Annotated in this window: 15 protein-coding genes; 4 read left to right on the forward strand and 11 right to left on the reverse strand. The window is 61.0% G+C overall.

Going from position 1 to position 16,403, the window contains the following annotated elements; all coding sequences use genetic code 11:
- Window positions 1–30: 30 nt before the first annotated feature.
- The 5 genes from ACTJI5_RS04260 to ACTJI5_RS04280 all read right to left on the reverse strand — a co-directional run bounded on the left by ACTJI5_RS04260 (window position 31) and on the right by ACTJI5_RS04280 (window position 4,058).
- Entirely contained in the window at window positions 31–339 is a 309-nt protein-coding gene (locus tag ACTJI5_RS04260; protein ID WP_440859469.1) for a hypothetical protein, read from the reverse strand.
- Between the two features lie 58 nt (window positions 340–397).
- Window positions 398–937 (reverse strand): hypothetical protein, encoded by a 540-nt coding sequence (locus ACTJI5_RS04265; RefSeq protein ID WP_440859470.1) that lies wholly within the window; start codon window positions 935–937, stop codon window positions 398–400.
- Window positions 938–1,218: 281 nt separating this feature from the next.
- A complete protein-coding gene (locus ACTJI5_RS04270) occupies window positions 1,219–1,848 on the reverse strand; it encodes a tyrosine-type recombinase/integrase (RefSeq protein WP_440859471.1) in 630 nt (209 codons plus the stop codon).
- A gap of 139 nt (window positions 1,849–1,987) precedes the next feature.
- Complete coding sequence (locus ACTJI5_RS04275) at window positions 1,988–2,959, reverse strand: hypothetical protein (protein WP_440859472.1); 972 nt, start codon at window positions 2,957–2,959, stop codon at window positions 1,988–1,990.
- A 118-nt stretch (window positions 2,960–3,077) separates the two neighbouring features.
- Window positions 3,078–4,058, reverse strand: a complete 981-nt coding sequence (locus tag ACTJI5_RS04280) for an HNH endonuclease (RefSeq protein ID WP_440859473.1) — start codon at window positions 4,056–4,058, stop codon at window positions 3,078–3,080.
- A 65-nt stretch (window positions 4,059–4,123) separates the two neighbouring features.
- On the opposite strand from ACTJI5_RS04280, the gene ACTJI5_RS04285 reads away from it, so the two are divergent.
- Window positions 4,124–5,884: a hypothetical protein gene (locus tag ACTJI5_RS04285; protein ID WP_440859474.1), complete on the forward strand. Its 1,761-nt coding sequence runs from the start codon at window positions 4,124–4,126 to the stop codon at window positions 5,882–5,884.
- Window positions 5,885–5,890: 6 nt separating this feature from the next.
- Here ACTJI5_RS04285 and ACTJI5_RS04290 read toward each other — a convergent pair whose 3' ends face one another.
- Window positions 5,891–6,352 (reverse strand): very short patch repair endonuclease, encoded by a 462-nt coding sequence (locus tag ACTJI5_RS04290; protein WP_440859475.1) that lies wholly within the window; start codon window positions 6,350–6,352, stop codon window positions 5,891–5,893.
- Between the two features lie 66 nt (window positions 6,353–6,418).
- Here ACTJI5_RS04290 and ACTJI5_RS04295 point away from each other — a divergent pair, with 66 nt between their 5' ends.
- Entirely contained in the window at window positions 6,419–7,999 is a 1,581-nt protein-coding gene (locus tag ACTJI5_RS04295) for a DNA cytosine methyltransferase (protein WP_440859476.1), read from the forward strand.
- Here ACTJI5_RS04295 and ACTJI5_RS04300 read toward each other — a convergent pair.
- The 5 genes from ACTJI5_RS04300 to ACTJI5_RS04320 are packed head-to-tail and all read right to left on the reverse strand — an operon-like array spanning window position 7,900 to window position 15,191.
- On the reverse strand, window positions 7,900–8,772 hold the full coding sequence (locus tag ACTJI5_RS04300; RefSeq protein WP_440859477.1) for a hypothetical protein: 873 nt from the start codon (window positions 8,770–8,772) through the stop codon (window positions 7,900–7,902). The genes ACTJI5_RS04295 and ACTJI5_RS04300 overlap by 100 nt on opposite strands.
- A complete protein-coding gene (locus ACTJI5_RS04305) occupies window positions 8,769–9,677 on the reverse strand; it encodes a hypothetical protein (protein ID WP_440859478.1) in 909 nt (302 codons plus the stop codon). The genes ACTJI5_RS04300 and ACTJI5_RS04305 overlap by 4 nt, the downstream gene beginning before the upstream one ends.
- Window positions 9,674–11,524 (reverse strand): hypothetical protein, encoded by a 1,851-nt coding sequence (locus ACTJI5_RS04310; RefSeq protein WP_440859479.1) that lies wholly within the window; start codon window positions 11,522–11,524, stop codon window positions 9,674–9,676. The genes ACTJI5_RS04305 and ACTJI5_RS04310 overlap by 4 nt, the downstream gene beginning before the upstream one ends.
- Window positions 11,521–12,531, reverse strand: a complete 1,011-nt coding sequence (locus ACTJI5_RS04315; RefSeq protein ID WP_440859480.1) for a PD-(D/E)XK motif protein — start codon at window positions 12,529–12,531, stop codon at window positions 11,521–11,523. The genes ACTJI5_RS04310 and ACTJI5_RS04315 overlap by 4 nt, the downstream gene beginning before the upstream one ends.
- Window positions 12,528–15,191: a Z1 domain-containing protein gene (locus ACTJI5_RS04320; RefSeq protein ID WP_440859481.1), complete on the reverse strand. Its 2,664-nt coding sequence runs from the start codon at window positions 15,189–15,191 to the stop codon at window positions 12,528–12,530. Before ACTJI5_RS04320 ends, ACTJI5_RS04315 begins: the two co-directional genes overlap by 4 nt.
- A 530-nt stretch (window positions 15,192–15,721) precedes the next feature.
- Between ACTJI5_RS04320 and ACTJI5_RS04325 the strand changes: the two genes are divergently transcribed.
- A complete protein-coding gene (locus ACTJI5_RS04325; protein WP_082545154.1) occupies window positions 15,722–16,015 on the forward strand; it encodes a UvrB/UvrC motif-containing protein in 294 nt (97 codons plus the stop codon).
- Entirely contained in the window at window positions 16,005–16,244 is a 240-nt protein-coding gene (locus ACTJI5_RS04330) for a DUF3253 domain-containing protein (protein ID WP_056352110.1), read from the forward strand. Before ACTJI5_RS04325 ends, ACTJI5_RS04330 begins: the two co-directional genes overlap by 11 nt.
- Window positions 16,245–16,403: the final 159 nt, after the last annotated feature.

Consider the following 16,403-nt stretch of genomic DNA (forward strand, 5'->3'; position numbering starts at 1 on the left):
TTTCAGTCGTCGTTTAGCGCACGAAAGCGTTCAGCGACTGATGCTGCGACACAGGTCGTAGAGCTTTCGCACCTTGGGATGGTTCACGCCATATTCGCTGCGGAACCGCGCTTTATTTGAACAAGCGGCAACCTGTTGCGGTGTCGCGCGGCGTGCGCGATCATTCCGGTGCGCCGGGCCGTTCCCCATTGTCGATTTCAGGACCATGTCCTGGCGCACCACATCGGCGTGCCGCTCCAGCTGATCGGTGGGGAGATCCTGAGCGGCGACGGGCGCCGTGAAGATCAGTGCGGCGAGGACCGCCCATCGCTTGGTAGTCACACCTATCCCTGCATCCATGCAACATATAGCCCGAGAGGTGCGGGGAGTAATCGCCACGCCTTCCAGTGGTGCGATCTCAGCGCCGAACCGTTGGCGCGGGCGGTGCGCCGACGGGCAACGGCGCCGCCGGCTGGCGGCGCTGGCGTGCAAGTATGTCCTGCCGCTGCGCCTCGCTCATCACGCGCCCCGCGATAAAAAAGCGCTTTGGCGTGCGACAGGGCTCTGGCACCGATTCGGTGACATTGCTCAGAGCCCCTGCCCTATAGCCGCCGCTCAGCGCGATTTCGTCGCCGACATGGACGGCATTCCCCGTCGTGCTGTCTGTGATGCGGGTACGACCGTCGGGCGTCCTCTCGATGCCGGTATCGTGGTGCCAGACGATGATCGGGCCTTCGTCGCTGTCGCCCCGTAGGCATCCGTGAGGATCGAGGTGCAGCCGCCCCATGAAAAGCGCCTGCATCGTCATTTCGGTGCGTATGGTCTGCCGGATCAGCACGGGTAGCGGCGCCGCACCGCTCGCCTGCGCGCTGACCGGAGAGACACGCGCTGTCGATGCACAGGCCGGCAAGCCCAGAATCGCCAGGACCAGAACCGCGTGATGCGAACAGATTTTCATGAAATCCTCCTTTGCCCGGCTCCCCGGCAGGCCAGCGCCTCGCATTGGCATCGCGCAGATTGTCAGAGCCTGAACGCCGGGGATAACAAGATTGCGAAGGACGCGTTCACCGGCTTCGCCGGTTGCAGGTGAGAACGACTTAGCGGTACCAGCAAAAGCTCCAAAGATCGCGTAGTCGCAACTTGGCCGATTGGAGACTGTCCGCTTTCGGGGACCAAAAAGAGAGAGCGGACGTTCTAATGCAATCCGGAGCGCTCGCTCTCTAAATCGAGATTTGATTGCTAGACTTCGATGCCTTCCGCCAGAGTCAACGCATCTTCAACATCGACGCCGAGGTATCGCACCGTGTTTTCAATCTTCGTGTGACCGAGTAGAATCTGCACGGCACGCAAATTCCCTGTCGCCTTGTAAATGATCGACGCCTTTGTTCTGCGTAACGAATGCGTCCCGTAATCTTCGCTTCGGAGGCCAACAGCCGTGACCCATTCATCGACGAGACGCGCATATTGACGCGTGCTCATATGAGCAGAGTGGTCGACCCGGCTGGGAAATGCAAAATCCTCGATGGATCCACCGCGCCGTTCGAGCCAAGCGAGAAGGCTCCCGCGAGCATCCGACATGATTTCGAACTGAACTGGTCGGCCGGTCTTCTGTTGAATCACCATCGCCCGCGTTCGCATTTCGCCGCCGGTGACCAAATCGCCAATCTTGATTTTCACCAGATCACAGCCTCTCAGCTTGCTGTCGATCGCAAGGTCGAAGAGCGCTCGATCTCGCAGCCGATGCTCTCGGTCTAGATGAAAGCGAATTGCCCATATCTGTCGCGGCTTCAGCGGCCGTTTCGCACCAACCTTTCGACCGGCATTCCACGCCGGTCGTGGAGGTAAATAGTCGAATTCAGACCTACCCATGATCGTTCTCCTGCGGCCAAAATGGCCGAAAGGGAAACGCGCGGGCCAAGCTTGCAGGCTGGTTGGAGACGACCCGATCTTGGACGTACGAAGCGCGGATACGCTGCTCTAGCAGCCAGTCGCGATCGAGGGCCCGCTGTCAGGCGAGGATTTCGCTCGAGGATCTCGCACGCAGGCTCGAGCGCGCCATCGCTGCGTAGGCTAAGCCATCGCGTCCGATTTCCCTGCCGCGCTGCGCATCGCTCGATCGAGATCGCGAGCCGTTGATCAGATCGAGCATCCCAGAGATAGGTGATGCTTCAAGAAGAGATGCCATGTATTTCCCAGCGGAAAGCCACAGCCCGGAACTGGTGGAGCGGCCCTGGATCGCCTCGAGTTCGTCGACAAGCTCTTCGCGCAATTCTGCGGCGCGTTGAAGGCGCATTTCGAAACTCTCGTCATCGCGCTCTCTGCGAACGAGTTGTTCCACGAAACCTCTAAACAGCCGGAGTTGCCTGCGATGGTCGTCCTTAAAACGTGCCAGCTGCTCGGCCGACACCCAAGGGCCAACAGGCAGCAGGCTTGTGACTGCCCGAATACGCCGGTCACGATCGGATTCAACAGACATACCCCTGCCGGCGACATATTCGAAGGCGGTCTTCTGATTGGTCAGGACAGCCGCGATTGACTCGCGCTCGACGATTTGTTGCGCAAGGCGCGCCATGACCCGCATGCAGACGGGCTCTGGACCAATCAGCCACATGCCGTCCTCCGGATCCGGCTGCAGCAGATGATTGCGGTCCAGTAGCTGCAGAAGTCGAGCGCTTTCGATCTTGCCTCTGTGTATGCGGTATTTTCGGCGTGCACTAACTGCTCGACTCGTCCGAGCTCGCCACCACCGTACAATCTCTGCAACAAATTCCTCGTCCCCTGCATGTTCGTCATGCGCACCAGCGAACATGGGCTTTACGATTCCTTCGGACACATAGGATGCAGTGCGCCAATCGGAGAGCGGCAGCTCATATTCACTTGGCGCGATGATTCCGACCCGATCGAAGTAGAGCGACACGGCATTCGTCCACTGTGGCCCGGGAAGCGAGAGATTGGGAAAATACAGGACGTCGAAGTTCATCGCTCCCCTTTCCGAGATCGCCTGGCCCGACAGCTACTCCATCCGGCGTTGCGGACCAATTTATAAAAGCTCACCGACGGGTTCAGTGCATGGCCGGCAAGCCACCGATTCTTTGGCGTCAGAGCCGCGCCAGCTTCGACGAGAAGAAAATCCATCGCTCGGCGAGTGCATCGAAATCAGGTCCGCTCGTTCCGTTCACATCAAGGGTTTGTCCTTCAAGATCCGCGTAACCTGCTTCGCGCAAACCGGGATGAAGGCTGATCCGAAGGGTCGGGGGCTCAATTCCAAGATAACCAAGGTCAAAAAGCGTGTGCAGATCGCTGCGCAACAAAAGTCCGTTCCGCTCGCCATTGTCTTCACAGGCGGCATAGGGACGGATATGGGCGGCCTCTACGAGCTCGGTAAACCTACAACCGCTGATTTGGCAGCGCGCGCCGTAGCGACGTAATAGCCGCTCGCGGAACTTGGCCTGACCGCGCCGCACTGCAATTTCGCGAAGCACTCGACGCCGAGCCTCAATGAGTGAAGCAATTTCGCCAGGGTCGCCAATTTTCTCCACCGGTAGCCGCGCAGCAAAATTGCGGAGCAGACGCGCGACTTGTTCATTATCGGGAAGGAAAGCCTCCAGTCGGCCGGGATCGACCTCCTTAATGGACATCTGATCACTCGGCCGAAGTACCGCGTCGTGGAGTCGGGAGATGTCGAGATCGCCACAAGGTACAAAGCTTTTTCCGTAATGGGCAGCATAGGTTTTCACATTCACGGATTCTCGAACGGGCTCCTCGAACTGGTGCCCGAATTTGCATCCCCATGCCGGACGCTTGCGGGCCCGCGGCTTGATATTCGTTGCCCGACATTCGGGGCAGCGAAGCCGTTCCTTTTCACCGGTACCGCGATCGATCGCCTCGATCTCGGCCATGCCCAGAACTCTGGTCTTCGACCGGATGAAGACGATGTCGCGCGGACTGACCTGGAGGTGATTGGCGACGTCGCTGTCATAACGGTAGATGCCATCCGGGTCATCCTCGTAACCCGCATTGCCACCATACTGACGAGTTCCCTCTACCGTCAGGAACGACCAGGCGCGCGGTTCGCTCATTCCTTGCCACTCCCCCACTTATTGTCGCAACAGCTGACCGATAGCGGGCAGAAAGGCAATTTGCCATGCGCGCCCGGAAGATTTGGGGGTCGTACGTGTCACGAGAAATTGCCGATGCGCTGGTCAAGCTCGCCGATGACGAACTCAAGCGTATCGAGTCGATCCTGCCCCGAGATCCGATGCAACGGACCGCCATCTTCATGGAGATATGCAGGATCACCGATGCGCGCACGGTGAATCCGCCCGCGGAAGATGGAACGGGGATGAATTCCATCGACAATTCGCTGATCGCATGGGGCTGGAACGCGGCCGCCGCGCTTCTGCTTGTGCCTCTCTCTGCGGATAGTCCCTTCCCCTTCGCGGAAAGCACGCCGGAGCGACGCGCCTTTGTGACCAACCTTCTGCTGAGGCTCGGAAGCCAGGCCCTGATCAGACGCGGCGCCGAAATGCTGCGCGCGGGATTTGTCAGGCCCATACCCACCGAAAGCGGTTGGAGGCTTTGCTCGATCGATGCGGCTATCACCATGGCACTGCACGACACTCTCGATGTGACCCGGCTGGCGGAAGTACGTGGGGTGGACCCCTCGTCTTGGGAGGGTCCTTGGCATCGCGAAGACGTGGACAAGCTGATGATTCCGCTCATGCGGCCATATCCGACACCTTTCGGCACCATGTTGGCTTATGACGCCATTCCCGAGGTTGATGCCCATTTTCTGGGGCGGGCGCTTGTGCTCGCGAACGAGTGGTTCGAAGAGGCCGGCCTTCACCCCGATACACGCCTTGGCATGGTGACCGGCTTCGAACTGCTGACATTTGCCCACTACTTCGCAAGCTTCCACATCAAGCATGCTTATTTCGTGGGACTCGCGGTCTCGAATCTTCCGGAAGTGTCGCCGATAATGAGCATCACGATCTGGAAACCACGCGCCGAGATGGTGGCCGACCTTGCGGAGTACATGAAGATTTCGGAAGCACGGGTCGCCGAAATTCTCGATGCGATCGCATTTCGGGCTGATGAAGCGGCTGGCTTTCTGAATGAAACGACGCCGCTTCATCCGCTTCTGATTGATCTTGGCAACGGTTATGATCTCTGGCCGGTGTCGGGCCTTGCCCGCAATCCGTTCGAAACGATCCGGCGCATCCACGAAAGCCGCGACCCAACCGCGGTGGAGAGACTCGCTGCGCCGAGAGAGAAATGGTTTCGCGACAATCTCTATGCGCTGTTTGATGATGATCGCTTCGAATGCGTCGATGGCAACGTCAAGGTCCAGATCGATGGTCGCATCATAACGGACGTCGACGCCGCGATATATGATCGCGAAACCGATCAACTCGCCCTTTTTCAGATCAAGTGGCAGGATTTCAGCACGAACAGCCCGAAGCGGCTCGGGAGCAAGTCCAAGAACTTCATGGCCGCAATGAACGCGTGGGCAGAGACGGTGACGGGCTGGCTTGACGCCACCGATATTGCGCGCGTCATGCAGTCAATGCGGCTCAAGCCCGGCGCAGACGATGCAACCACCGTGCATCTTTTTGGTGTTTCACGGGTAATGGCCCGCCTAGGAGGCATGGCAAAGGTTCAGCCTCACCCGCGTCTTGCGCTCGCGAACTGGCCGCAGTTCAGCAGAATTCGTCAGGACCCGCGATCATCCGGTTTCGATTTCGCGACCATTCACCGGCTGCTTGGCGCGGAGCATGGCGCTGGCCCGCCATTGACGCCTGTTCCGATGATCATCGAAATTGGCGGACACAGCGTCGAATTCGCGGACATGATCCTGCTGGTCGGCGCGGAGCAGGTTGAAGGGGAGATACAAGACAAGGGCTGACCGCCGTCAGGCTTGCAGGTTGCTCGCTCCCCACTCCAGTTGCTCTTCCGGCCCCCGTAGCCAAGCCGTGACCACGCGAGCCGTATGATCGACGTCGGCGTCCGTGCGGAGCGCGCATTCCCAGATTATGGCGACGCGCCATCCAAGCGTCGCCAGCTCGGCAACGGTGATTGTGTCGCGGCGGACGTTGCCGGCAAACTTTGCCGCCCAGAATTCGGGTCTCGTGGCGGGGGTGGTCTTGTACCGGCACCCCCCGTGACGATGCCAGAAGCAACCGTGGACAAGAATCGCCGCCCGATATCGTGGAAGGAGGATGTCCGGCTTGCCGGGCAACCCCTTCACATGGATCCGGAAACGGAAGCCCCTCGCATGCAACGCCGAGCGCAGTCGAAGTTCGGGGCGCGTGTTACGGCCGCCGATTCCTGCCATCATGCGCGACCTTGTAGCCTTGTCGACGATATCGGTCATTGGGGGCCTGGATTGCAGTCGTGAACCTGGTATGGAGGCCCTTCGTTCACACAGGAGCCGCCGCCCTTGCCGTCAACAATTGGCATCGTTGATCTCTTTGCAGGACCAGGAGGTCTCGGGGAAGGCTTTGCGTCGATTGAAGAGCAAGGTCATTTCCCGTTCCGCATAGGTGTATCGGTAGAACGCGAGGCGTCTGCCCATCGCACTCTGACACTCCGTGCCTTCATACGCCAGATGGTCCAGAAAAAGAGCCGCCTCCCCGAGGATTATGTCCGTTTCCATGCCGGAGAAATTCCCGAGCCCGACTGGAACTCCCTGGATGCCGAGGCTTGGCGGCATGCAGCGTCCGAGGCTCGCTGTCTCGAGCTTGGAACACCCGAGACCTCGGCGGTGCTGGATACCGAGATCGACAGGATCTCCCGGCAACATGACGATACAATCCTGATCGGCGGGCCGCCGTGTCAGGCCTATTCGCTGGTCGGGAGATCAAGATCGCGCGGGATAGCCGGCTACCGGCCCGAACTCGACGATCGCCACTTCCTTTTCCGCGAATATGTTCATGTGCTTGATCGGCTGAGGCCTGCAGCGTTCGTGCTCGAGAATGTGAAGGGCGTCCTGTCCTCGAAGGTCGATGGTGAGTTCATCTTCGAGCAGATCATGGAGGATCTCGCATCGCTCGGCGGCTCGGGTCAGCACGCGTACGAACTGCATGCGCTTGCTCTCAAGGATGGCGCCTTGCAGCTGGTTCGCATGGATTCCTTTCAAGATTTCATCGTGCGCGCTGAACTGCTCGGCATTCCGCAGAGACGTCACCGTGTCATCGTCATCGGCATACGCGCGGACCTTTGTACGCAAGCGGCAGCGGCAAGACTGCCGGCATTACCACGAGAAGCTTCGGTCGCCGATGCGATTGGCGATCTTACCGCACTGCGCAGTGGTCTGAGCAAGACTGCCGATTCCCCAGCCATGTGGCAGCGGATCGTCACTGACGCCGCCCGTGACCTCGGCTCACATTTCGCACGCACCGATCCTGCCATGAGCGCTGCTTTCGTTGCGGCAGGCCGTCAGATCGAAAAGCGCCTGCCTTCGAGCCGCCAAGGTGACGGTCTGCCGACCGGCTATGGACAATCCAATGATCCGCTGCGGCAGTGGCTCGAGAACCGACAATTGCGCGCCGTGGCGCAGCATCAGACCCGCGGGCATATGGATGCGGACCTTGCGCGCTATCTCTTTGCGGCGGTTCATGCTCAGGTGAACGGATCCAATCCGAAGCGGGAAGCGTACCCTGCCATGCTCGCACCTGCGCACCGCAGCTGGGACACCGGCATCTTTTCGGACCGGTTCCGGGTTCAACTCGCCGAAAGGCCCTCGACCACGATCACTAGCCATATTTCCAAGGATGGGCATTATTTCATTCACCCCGATCCCGCACAGTGCAGGAGTCTGACGGTCCGGGAAGCGGCGCGGCTACAGACCTTTCCCGATGACTATATCTTCCTCGGCAACCGGACGCAGCAATATGTGCAGGTCGGCAACGCCGTTCCCCCTTATCTGGCTCGCCAGATTGCCCAGCTTCTCTTGCGCGTTGTCTCGCCGCTCCCGGAACCATCGACTTCATCGGACTCGCTGCTCGAAGCCACTGCCTGACGCGACGGATGTCCCGCTGCCTGAGCAGGAAGGGCGTCAGCAGCCGCCGCAAAGAAGCCATCGACGAGCCCAGCCAGCTCGGTCTCGTCGATCAGTGCAAGAGCCTGGACCTCGTTTCGGATGCGCAGCCTGAGGGTCGCGAGGCGCATGACGGGTTCCATGCGTCCTCGGCCGATACGCGCAGCGCAGCGCACCCAGCCTTCGGCCAGCCCGCGCGCCAGATGGGGATCGGCGCCGAGGCTCGGGCGCTCGGTAATCTGAACGAGGGCGTCCTCGGTCAGCTGCTCTACAAGTCCCCACCGCTCTACATGGTCGGCGCCACGATCGAGGACGCGCGCGCGCAGCCAGACGCGCTGGAAGCAGTTGCGCACCCCGCCCAAGTATCGCTCGCGCGAGCGGCCGAAACGCCAGTGCACAATATCCGGCGCCAGCGAAACCGCGAGATAGCACCACACATCGTCACGCAGCGCTTCACCGGACCGGAATTCGGGCACGGCCGCGATCCAGGGTGCGAGTGCCGCGTCGAACCCCGCATGGTCGCCGCGGCGGCTGGCGGGGCTGAACCCGAAGCCTGTCGCAAGCCCTTCGAGCCCTGCTCTCAGTTGCCGAAGCCGTGCAGGCTGCATGGCTGAACCACCCGTCGCGGCGTGTCGGACACCGTCGGGGAGAGGGTCTGCCGAGAACCCGGTCCATTGGAAATTGTCATCGACGAGCATCTGATCGAGTATCTGCTCGGCGGCTAGCACCGGAAGTCGCGGAAGCAGCGTGATCATTCTTCATCAACCTGTTGTTCGGCAAGCGCCTGAATCGACGCGCGAAACAGCCCTGGTCGCTGTTCGACCTGCGATCGGATGCGGCTCAAGTCGCTTCCCGGGAAGGCCGCGCGCAACCACTCGGCCGCCTGTGACCCGAGCGAGCCTTCGTTGCAGGTCTCGATGATGCTTGCGGCGTCCGCATCACGCGCAAGGGCCTCGCAGACCTGACCCATGACGTCCGCCATCAGCGCGCGCAATATCTCGGGATCCTCCTCCTCGATCCGGGCCACGAGTGCCCGGTGACCGCTGTTGAGATAGAGTCGGATCGCTCCATGAAAGTCGCGGTTCCAGTCGCGCGGCGACCATTGCAGATACCATGGCGCCTGCGCAGCGGTGCCGGGAAGCAGGGTGGAAAGATCCGCAATCTCGATCGGCAGCCTCGGCTCCTCGCCCTCGATCCGGATCCGGGTGGCGTCGTGCCAGACGCGGTCGCCGCCCCGCCTTGGCGAGAGATCTCCGCCTGCGAGACAATCATCGCCTAGGATCAGGTCGACGTGGAGATCGACGACTGTCGACAGGTCTCCGCCCTCGAGGACCGTCTCGAACATCATGACAGGATTTTCTGCCGTCAGCCGCTGGCGGTCACGCGCGATGATGGCGCGCGGAAGGCGCCCCGCCCCGGTTCCGATACGTATCGAGGCCGCGAGTTCGAATTTGCCGGTCACAAGCTCGAGATCACGAGCCGCAGCTTCGAAGTCTACGCCGATAGACCGGCTAAGCCGAATCGGGATCGAGGCATCCCAGTCTGCAAGCCAGTCGCCAGCTTCGGTGAGTTCTTCGTCACCAATCGCCACCTTCCATTCCGAAACGAGCACCGACCCCGGCTGGAGCGTGAGAAAGGGAAAGGCAATGCGCGCGCTCATGCCGTTTCTTCTTCGAGAATCCTGACCTCGAGGGTCACTGCGCAATCGCTCGGTACGCGCACGAGAATCTCGAACCGGCCATCGGCGCCATCGATCACGAGCGCGTCCTGACCGTCGACCAGCGAACCGTCAGCGGCCGTGATCCGCACGACTTCCGGAAAGTCGAGCGTCGCGTCGAGCCTCGTTGCTCCGCCATCCATCGCAATCGAAGGCTGAGCGACAAGAACATGTCCCGAAAGCTCAGCGTCCTGCTGCACCTCGGTCGAGAAAAGCGCCAGCGTCACGCCATGCTCGCGAACCAGGCGCTCGAAGGCAGGTCGCGATGCCCGGGCTCGACGCGCTCCGCCGCCGGAACCTGCGCCAGCGCTTCCATCCCCACCGCGCGCTTTACCAGCGCCGTCGCCACCGACCCCGGCAAGTGCCGCGCCGAGACGACCGGCAACCCGTGCCAGCGGCGGCGCATCCGAACTGCCAGGCAGACTTGTCGAACCGACCTCGCCCATTTCCCGCGCCGCCGTCTCGAGACTGCGCAGCGCGACATTGACGAAGGTTTTTGCATTTCCCTTTTCCATGTTGCCGGGCACCCAGTCATCGTGGGCAGGTGGTTCGGACAGGGCAAAGGCCCGCTCGATCTCGTCGGCGCTGTCGGCGACAAACACCCCCGCCCACTCGAACCGTTCATCGGGCAGCGGGTTGCCTTCGAGATAGCGCACGACGAGTTCTACCGGACGCATGATTGCGACATGATGAGCCGCCTCCGGAAAAAGGCTCTCGTCGGAAACAATCTTCTTTCGTTTTCCGCGCATCCCCTTTTCGAGAGCCAGCCGGCCAAGGGTTCGGGCAGGACGCTGGCTCACGATCGGACGGACGTCATTCCCCTCGCCCGAACGCGCCGCGCGCATCGCCTTGCAGTAGAGATCGAGCGGCGGGAAGCTTTCGGGCGCCGGCACTTCGAGCTCCTCGTCACCGACCATCACCCGGCAGGTGAAGCGTCGCTTCTTCGGAGCTCCCCGCATCATCCGCGGCCAGAAGCTCCAGAGCAGACCTTCCACGATCCGCCGACCGATGGTCTCGAGTTCCTCTTCCTCGGTCTCGAAGTCGAGTATCATGATGGAAGTGCCGGATTGACCGTCGTCTCGAGCGGGGAGCCCGATTGCTTCTGCGACAGCCGCCGCATTCTCGCCAAGCACGGGGTCGGCAACACGGTCCCGACGATCTGCCACGCCCCACCAGTGACGCCCCGTGAATTGCCGAAGCATGCTTCCATCTTCGGTTTCGAACCGCGAGCCGATATGACATCCGATCAGACGCCGTTCGCTGCCACCACCGACGTCGGTCAACGTATCCACGAAGATCGTTCGGCACCGACTGACGCCATAAAGCGCAGCCTTCCCGAAGCCGTAGGTTCCACCGCCATGTTCGGTATCCCGTGGGGTGCCGATGTTACGGAGAAAATTGATGAAGTCGGTCCGTTCGGTTCCAATCGGGATCCGGTCTGCACGCGTCGGTCCGCCTAGACCGGTGGTTCCGAAATCGCAGATCTCCAGAACCACCGGAGCGTCAGCTTCAAGGAAGGCCGACAGGCTCTCGTGCGATCCGGGCTCTCCAGGCAGTTCGGCGAGGAGGCGGCTGCGGAAACATTTCATCTCGGCGGGTGCGAGACGGCGCACCCGGATCAGGATTTCGGGCCCGGACTTCAGCTTCGCCGCATCCGCAATATTCTGGACGGCCTCCCGAATGACGGTCTGGAGCTGGCTGAGGGCAGGTGTTCCGAGAAGGCGGAGGAAATTTTCACCGATGTTGCCGGTCACGCCATAGGGTTCGCTGTGAAGATTGAGACGTTTCACGGCAGGAACAGCTCCTCGATCGCGGTGGTCGTCGCGGGATTGATCCGGAAGCAAGATGCACCGGCGAGCTCCACCGAGTAGGTAACCTTCGATACACCTTCCGGCGCGGTGCCACCCGGAAAGCTCGACGACACCAGTCTCGGGAACCCGTCGACAACCTCATACAGCGCCTCACCCTCGAGACGGAAGGATATCGCATTCCACTCCGGCGAGAGGACGTCGAAACAGTCCATCGCCGCAAGAAGCTTTCGGACTTCGTCAGGCTGACTGGCGGTCTCGAGAACGGCGCGGCCGAGACTGGCCACGGAAAGCATTGCCGACGCAGCAATCTCCAATTCGAAATGCTGTAGAAACAGCCTTCCTCCAGCGGGTTCGGTCAGCTGATCGAGGCCATTGATCGTGACGTTGGTCCGGCCCTTGCCCATCGATGCCTTGACCTCCAGCGCGTTCGATCCGCGCGCGAAGTCGTGACGATCCTTTGCAGGGCCGCGCCAGCTCGACCATGCCTCGGGTGAACGGTCCAGCAACCGCTTGAGAAGAAGCAGTTCGCCGACAAGTCCGGCAATCTTCGCCTGAGCTACATCATTCGAACCCGGCCTGATGAGAAGAGCTCTGAATTCCTCGATCGCGGACCTTGCGGCGTCCATGCAGCGCTGTCCTGCCTCGATCCGCGCGAGTACATGACCGGTCAGCTCGGCAAAGACGGTTTCGAGGTTGCGATCGAGACAAGTGATATCCAGAAAGCGCCTGGGCTGGCCGGCCTCTACATAATCGGAGATCCGGATCCCCAGCGCGGGCGCACCAAGTATCGTTCCCGCTCGATCAAGTGGACCAAGCGGCAGGAGCAGTCGGGCCTCGCTACTCGGCCCGAGAGCGAAGCGCGCCGGACCGTCCGCGCTTTCCACATCAGCGAGACGCGTGGGGATGCCGATTCCTGAAGGCTCATTGCTCCCGGCGCGCAGGAGCGTCCAACCGGTACCCGTCATCTTCCTCGCCTCGTCGCTCACGTGGTCGGCTCCGCGGCGCCAGCCCGCCCCTCCTCGGCATCGACCATCGCGATTTGCGCACTCTCTTCCGCTTCAATGCGCTCCAGATCCTCGACCGAATCGCCGACGAGCTCAACCGAGACGAAGTCGCCACCTTCCGTGACGCTCCCCGGAAATACGATGCCGATACCTAGAACCTCGGTTGAAGCATCAAGCGGTATACGGTTTGCCCCCTTGCCCGCCGGCGGCGATTCCCTGTCGATCGGGTAGAGCAGCAGCAGCGGCTGCTGGCCGATGGCGGACTGACGCGACGCCTTGAGTTCGTCCCAGCCTTCGCCGCCAGGCGCCCTCCCCTCGCAGTCCAGCCACACGTCGCTTTTCGACATCAGCGCCTTGATATCGGCGGAGGCTCCGCCGTCCCTGAGCCGGGCGCGGTTCACAAGCCCATAGTCGGCAAGTGGGCCCAAGGCCTTCGTTCCGGGCTTGCCCTTCCCTGACGTCACGATCCCCACATTCCAGGTGGCCAGTCGATCATCATTTTGTCGCAGGAAAGGCAGCAGGACCCCGGGCTGGAGTTCGGCATGATCGGGATGGAATCGGTAGCGTTCCAGGAATCTGAGCACGAGATCGCGCGGTACGCCGGTCCAGAGCGGGGCCTTCCAATCCTGCACCCAGCAGCCTTCCGTAGTCGCGGCCTCGAGAAGCTCCGTGCCCCGCTTCCAGTTGTGATCAAGTTCGTCTTCGTCGTGGTGTCGGAACCGGAATGTCTGACGATGCGTGCCCCAGTAGCTGATCGCGCAAGTTTTTGCCGCGCGCATCTTGGTTGCCCCTGTAATTGCCATGCCCGGTATCGCCCGTATCCTGACCGCGATGTCCATCGGCGTCTTGTTCTCGTCGTGATAGCGTCCGATATCCTCGCGAATCTCCCGTTCGACACGCGCAAGGCTGCGGAACGCGAGCTTGAGATCCAGAGGCATCCAGATTCGCGGCAGATCTTCGTAATTCTTGCGGAAGCCGAACCACCGACCCATCTGGAGCAGCGTGTCATACTGCTTCGCGCCGCGCATGAAGTAGCTCACCATCAGACCGTCAAGGGTGAGCCCGCGGGCTAGGATCGAGCCGCCGGTAACGATATAGGTCTTCGGCTCGTTTTCGTAGTTGATCCGGTGCTCGCTGACACCATTTTCTACCGGAAATTCCAAGGCGTCCAGAACGGCCGGAAGATGCGCGAATATCTCGTCGATTGTTACGGCTGGTGCCGCCGTGATATCCTCCGGCAGCTTCCCCTGTTCCTCATTCCAGGCCTCTGCAAGCAGCGCGCTTTCCGAGCTGGCCGGATCGGCCAGCTCGGCGCGGATGGAGTCCACCCATTCGCTGATCGATACCGCGATCCGGTTGTGGGCGACGACATAGGCAGAGGTATGCACAAGCATCGTCATGTGCTCGCCTTCATCTCCGCGGGCGCGACGCGCCGCGCAGCAGGCGAGAAAATACCGGATGGCGGTGGCAAGACTTGGCGCGATCGGGGGTTCAAAGGACTCCCGCTCTGCCGCACTGACCGGCTGCATCACCTGCTCGTCCTCGTCCGAGATGCTCCGGATCATGTCGAGGCCTTCTTCTTCGGGAAGGATATTGTCCGGATCATCGGGAATGCGTCCGAACAGCTTCTCGGTACCGAAATAATTGGGCGATGACGGAAGTGCGGTGATGAAGTCGCGCGGATATAGATCGTCGAGCGCGATGCCGCCGCGCATATCCTTGCGGAACGGATCAACAAGCACGTTGGCGAAGGGGGTCGCCGTGTACCCGACATAGGAAACCGCCGGGATCATCGCGAGGAGTTCGCGAATATGGCCATTGATCGCCGTAACGTCATACTCGCCGCGTCCGCCGTTTACGCTGGCTTGGTCGCATTCGTCATCGATGACGAGGATACGCAATCGCTTCAGGGCTACGGGCAGCGTACCCTGAACCGCTATCTTGAGCTGTTTCAGTGGTGACGGGTTCTTCTTCACGACCGCGAGTTGCGCCTTGTCGCTGTGCGATAGGAAACCGCCCTGCGGAGGTGCCCGAAAATCGAGATGCTCAACATTGGGTGTCAGCGGGTGCCAGTCGAGAGGATGGCGCATCACGAGATCGCGGAACATGCGCATCTGCGTCTGGTAGCGCAGCTTGTTGGTCAGCCCTGCCAAGACGATCACCGTGTTGTAACCCGCGTCGAGCGCCTTTGCCATGACTGCCGTCATGTTAGCGGTCTTGCCTGACTGAACGTGGCCAACCACCAAGCCGCGACACTGAAAGTCATCCTTTCGCGGATTCTCGAGAAGCGATACCACCTCGTTGGACGCCTCGTCGATTGCCTCGACGTCGCTTTCGGCAAGACCCTTGCCGAGCAGGTACGAACGCAGTGCCGGCCAGTGCAGATCACTCGGCTTGGCGCCAAAATACCAGCGCTCGCGCTTTTCCATCACCGAATGACGATGCAGGATTTCGACATCCTCCAGCTGCCGCGCGACCGCAGTACGCGCCTCTTCGATCTCGTCGGCCATGCGGGCCGCAAAGTCAGGCATGAAGATGGACATGTTGGCGACGACGGCCGCTACGGCGGCGTCGAGATCAACATGACGTGGCAGTTGGGCGAGTATTTCCTCAACGAGCGTATCAACCTGCGGCCCCGACATGCATCCCCCCGTGATGATTGGTTGCCCACAGCCACGGGAATCAATTCACCGCGGCCTACTAGCCCCTTCCCGCCTTTGACTGAAATCACGCTCGAAACACAAGATCTTGTTGACCATTCCAGCGGTTGAGACCTCGAGGAAACAGTGAACCAGTCTACAAGTGAGGCCGTTTCTATCGTTAGAGCAATTCGCGGCATTCAATCGAATGGCCGCTTTTGGGCTCCTTTTGAATGCACGCTGTACGGCCGACATCGGGCGCTGAGCCGCCGGTCGCCGGAATTGCAATCAGCCCACAAAAAAGGCGGCCGGAAAGGCCGCCAAGTTTTTGTGATGAAGGAGCCCCTTCATCGGGTCGCGGGTGGCACATACTTCAACGCAAGGAAGAGGCCATAGAAATTGCCGCACCGGTTCGGCGATTCTTTCCCACTGATGCCGCAGCGCAACACATCGTTTCGTATGCAACTTATCCGGCGAGATGCAGACACTGCCAACAGGATGCGGCCAATCCTCGTGTCATGCGTAATGTGAGAATGGCCAACACAATCGAAGCACTTCAAAAGAGAATGCAAGCCGCCGTGGCCGACCTCGACTTCGAAGAGGCACGCCGCTGCCGCGACCAGATCAATCTTTTGCGCGGCGGCGCGGCCCCCGACAAGGCAGAGCAGGCGGACCTGTCCGGTATCGAGCGGCAGCGGCCTGGCGCGATGGGACTCGGCACGAGCCAGCAACGCATGACGCCGCCTCCTGGATGGAAGCCGCCACCGAAACCGGACCCTATGACCAAAGGACGCTCGTCGCGCGGTGGAGGCGAGCGTGGACGATAAAGTATGTGAGGCCGTTCTCGCGCTTCTGGCCGCGCGGTTCCCCGGGGGTTCGGTATGTCCGAGTGAGGTCGCCCGCGCGATAACCGACGGGCCGAACTGGCGCAGCACCATGCCAACGGTCCATGCCGCAATCGACGGCATGCTCGCCAAGAATCTGGTGCAGCTTAGCTGGAAGGGTGAGCCCCTACCCCTTCGCAAAGGACCGTATCGCGTCAGCACGGCGATCTAAAACTAAGTTCGCCGACTTAACCTGTGTTTATTGCCACGAATGAGCAGAGCCTTATTGTCGCCGGTCTAATGCTTCCGTGCGACCCCGGAGGCAAAAGGGGCATCTTTCGGCGGGAGACCCCTCCACGCCGAAAGAAGAGAGGGCTCTGCCGCGGCAGGG

Source organism: Sphingopyxis sp. 22461 (assembly GCF_052044915.1).
Lineage (GTDB): Bacteria > Pseudomonadota > Alphaproteobacteria > Sphingomonadales > Sphingomonadaceae > Sphingopyxis.

What these genes read in the sequence shown, in the direction of transcription:
- ACTJI5_RS04260 (WP_440859469.1), bottom strand. Translation starts at nt 339, where the DNA reads ATGGATGCAGGGATAGGTGTGACTACCAAGCGATGGGCGGTCCTCGCC.
- ACTJI5_RS04320 (WP_440859481.1), bottom strand. Translation starts at nt 15,191, where the DNA reads ATGTCGGGGCCGCAGGTTGATACGCTCGTTGAGGAAATACTCGCCCAA.
- ACTJI5_RS04280 (WP_440859473.1), bottom strand. Translation starts at nt 4,058, where the DNA reads ATGAGCGAACCGCGCGCCTGGTCGTTCCTGACGGTAGAGGGAACTCGT.
- ACTJI5_RS04285 (WP_440859474.1), top strand. Translation starts at nt 4,124, where the DNA reads ATGCGCGCCCGGAAGATTTGGGGGTCGTACGTGTCACGAGAAATTGCC.
- ACTJI5_RS04290 (WP_440859475.1), bottom strand. Translation starts at nt 6,352, where the DNA reads ATGACCGATATCGTCGACAAGGCTACAAGGTCGCGCATGATGGCAGGA.
- ACTJI5_RS04275 (WP_440859472.1), bottom strand. Translation starts at nt 2,959, where the DNA reads ATGAACTTCGACGTCCTGTATTTTCCCAATCTCTCGCTTCCCGGGCCA.
- ACTJI5_RS04325 (WP_082545154.1), top strand. Translation starts at nt 15,722, where the DNA reads ATGGCCAACACAATCGAAGCACTTCAAAAGAGAATGCAAGCCGCCGTG.
- ACTJI5_RS04305 (WP_440859478.1), bottom strand. Translation starts at nt 9,677, where the DNA reads ATGAGCGCGCGCATTGCCTTTCCCTTTCTCACGCTCCAGCCGGGGTCG.
- ACTJI5_RS04300 (WP_440859477.1), bottom strand. Translation starts at nt 8,772, where the DNA reads ATGATCACGCTGCTTCCGCGACTTCCGGTGCTAGCCGCCGAGCAGATA.
- ACTJI5_RS04270 (WP_440859471.1), bottom strand. Translation starts at nt 1,848, where the DNA reads ATGGGTAGGTCTGAATTCGACTATTTACCTCCACGACCGGCGTGGAAT.
- ACTJI5_RS04265 (WP_440859470.1), bottom strand. Translation starts at nt 937, where the DNA reads ATGAAAATCTGTTCGCATCACGCGGTTCTGGTCCTGGCGATTCTGGGC.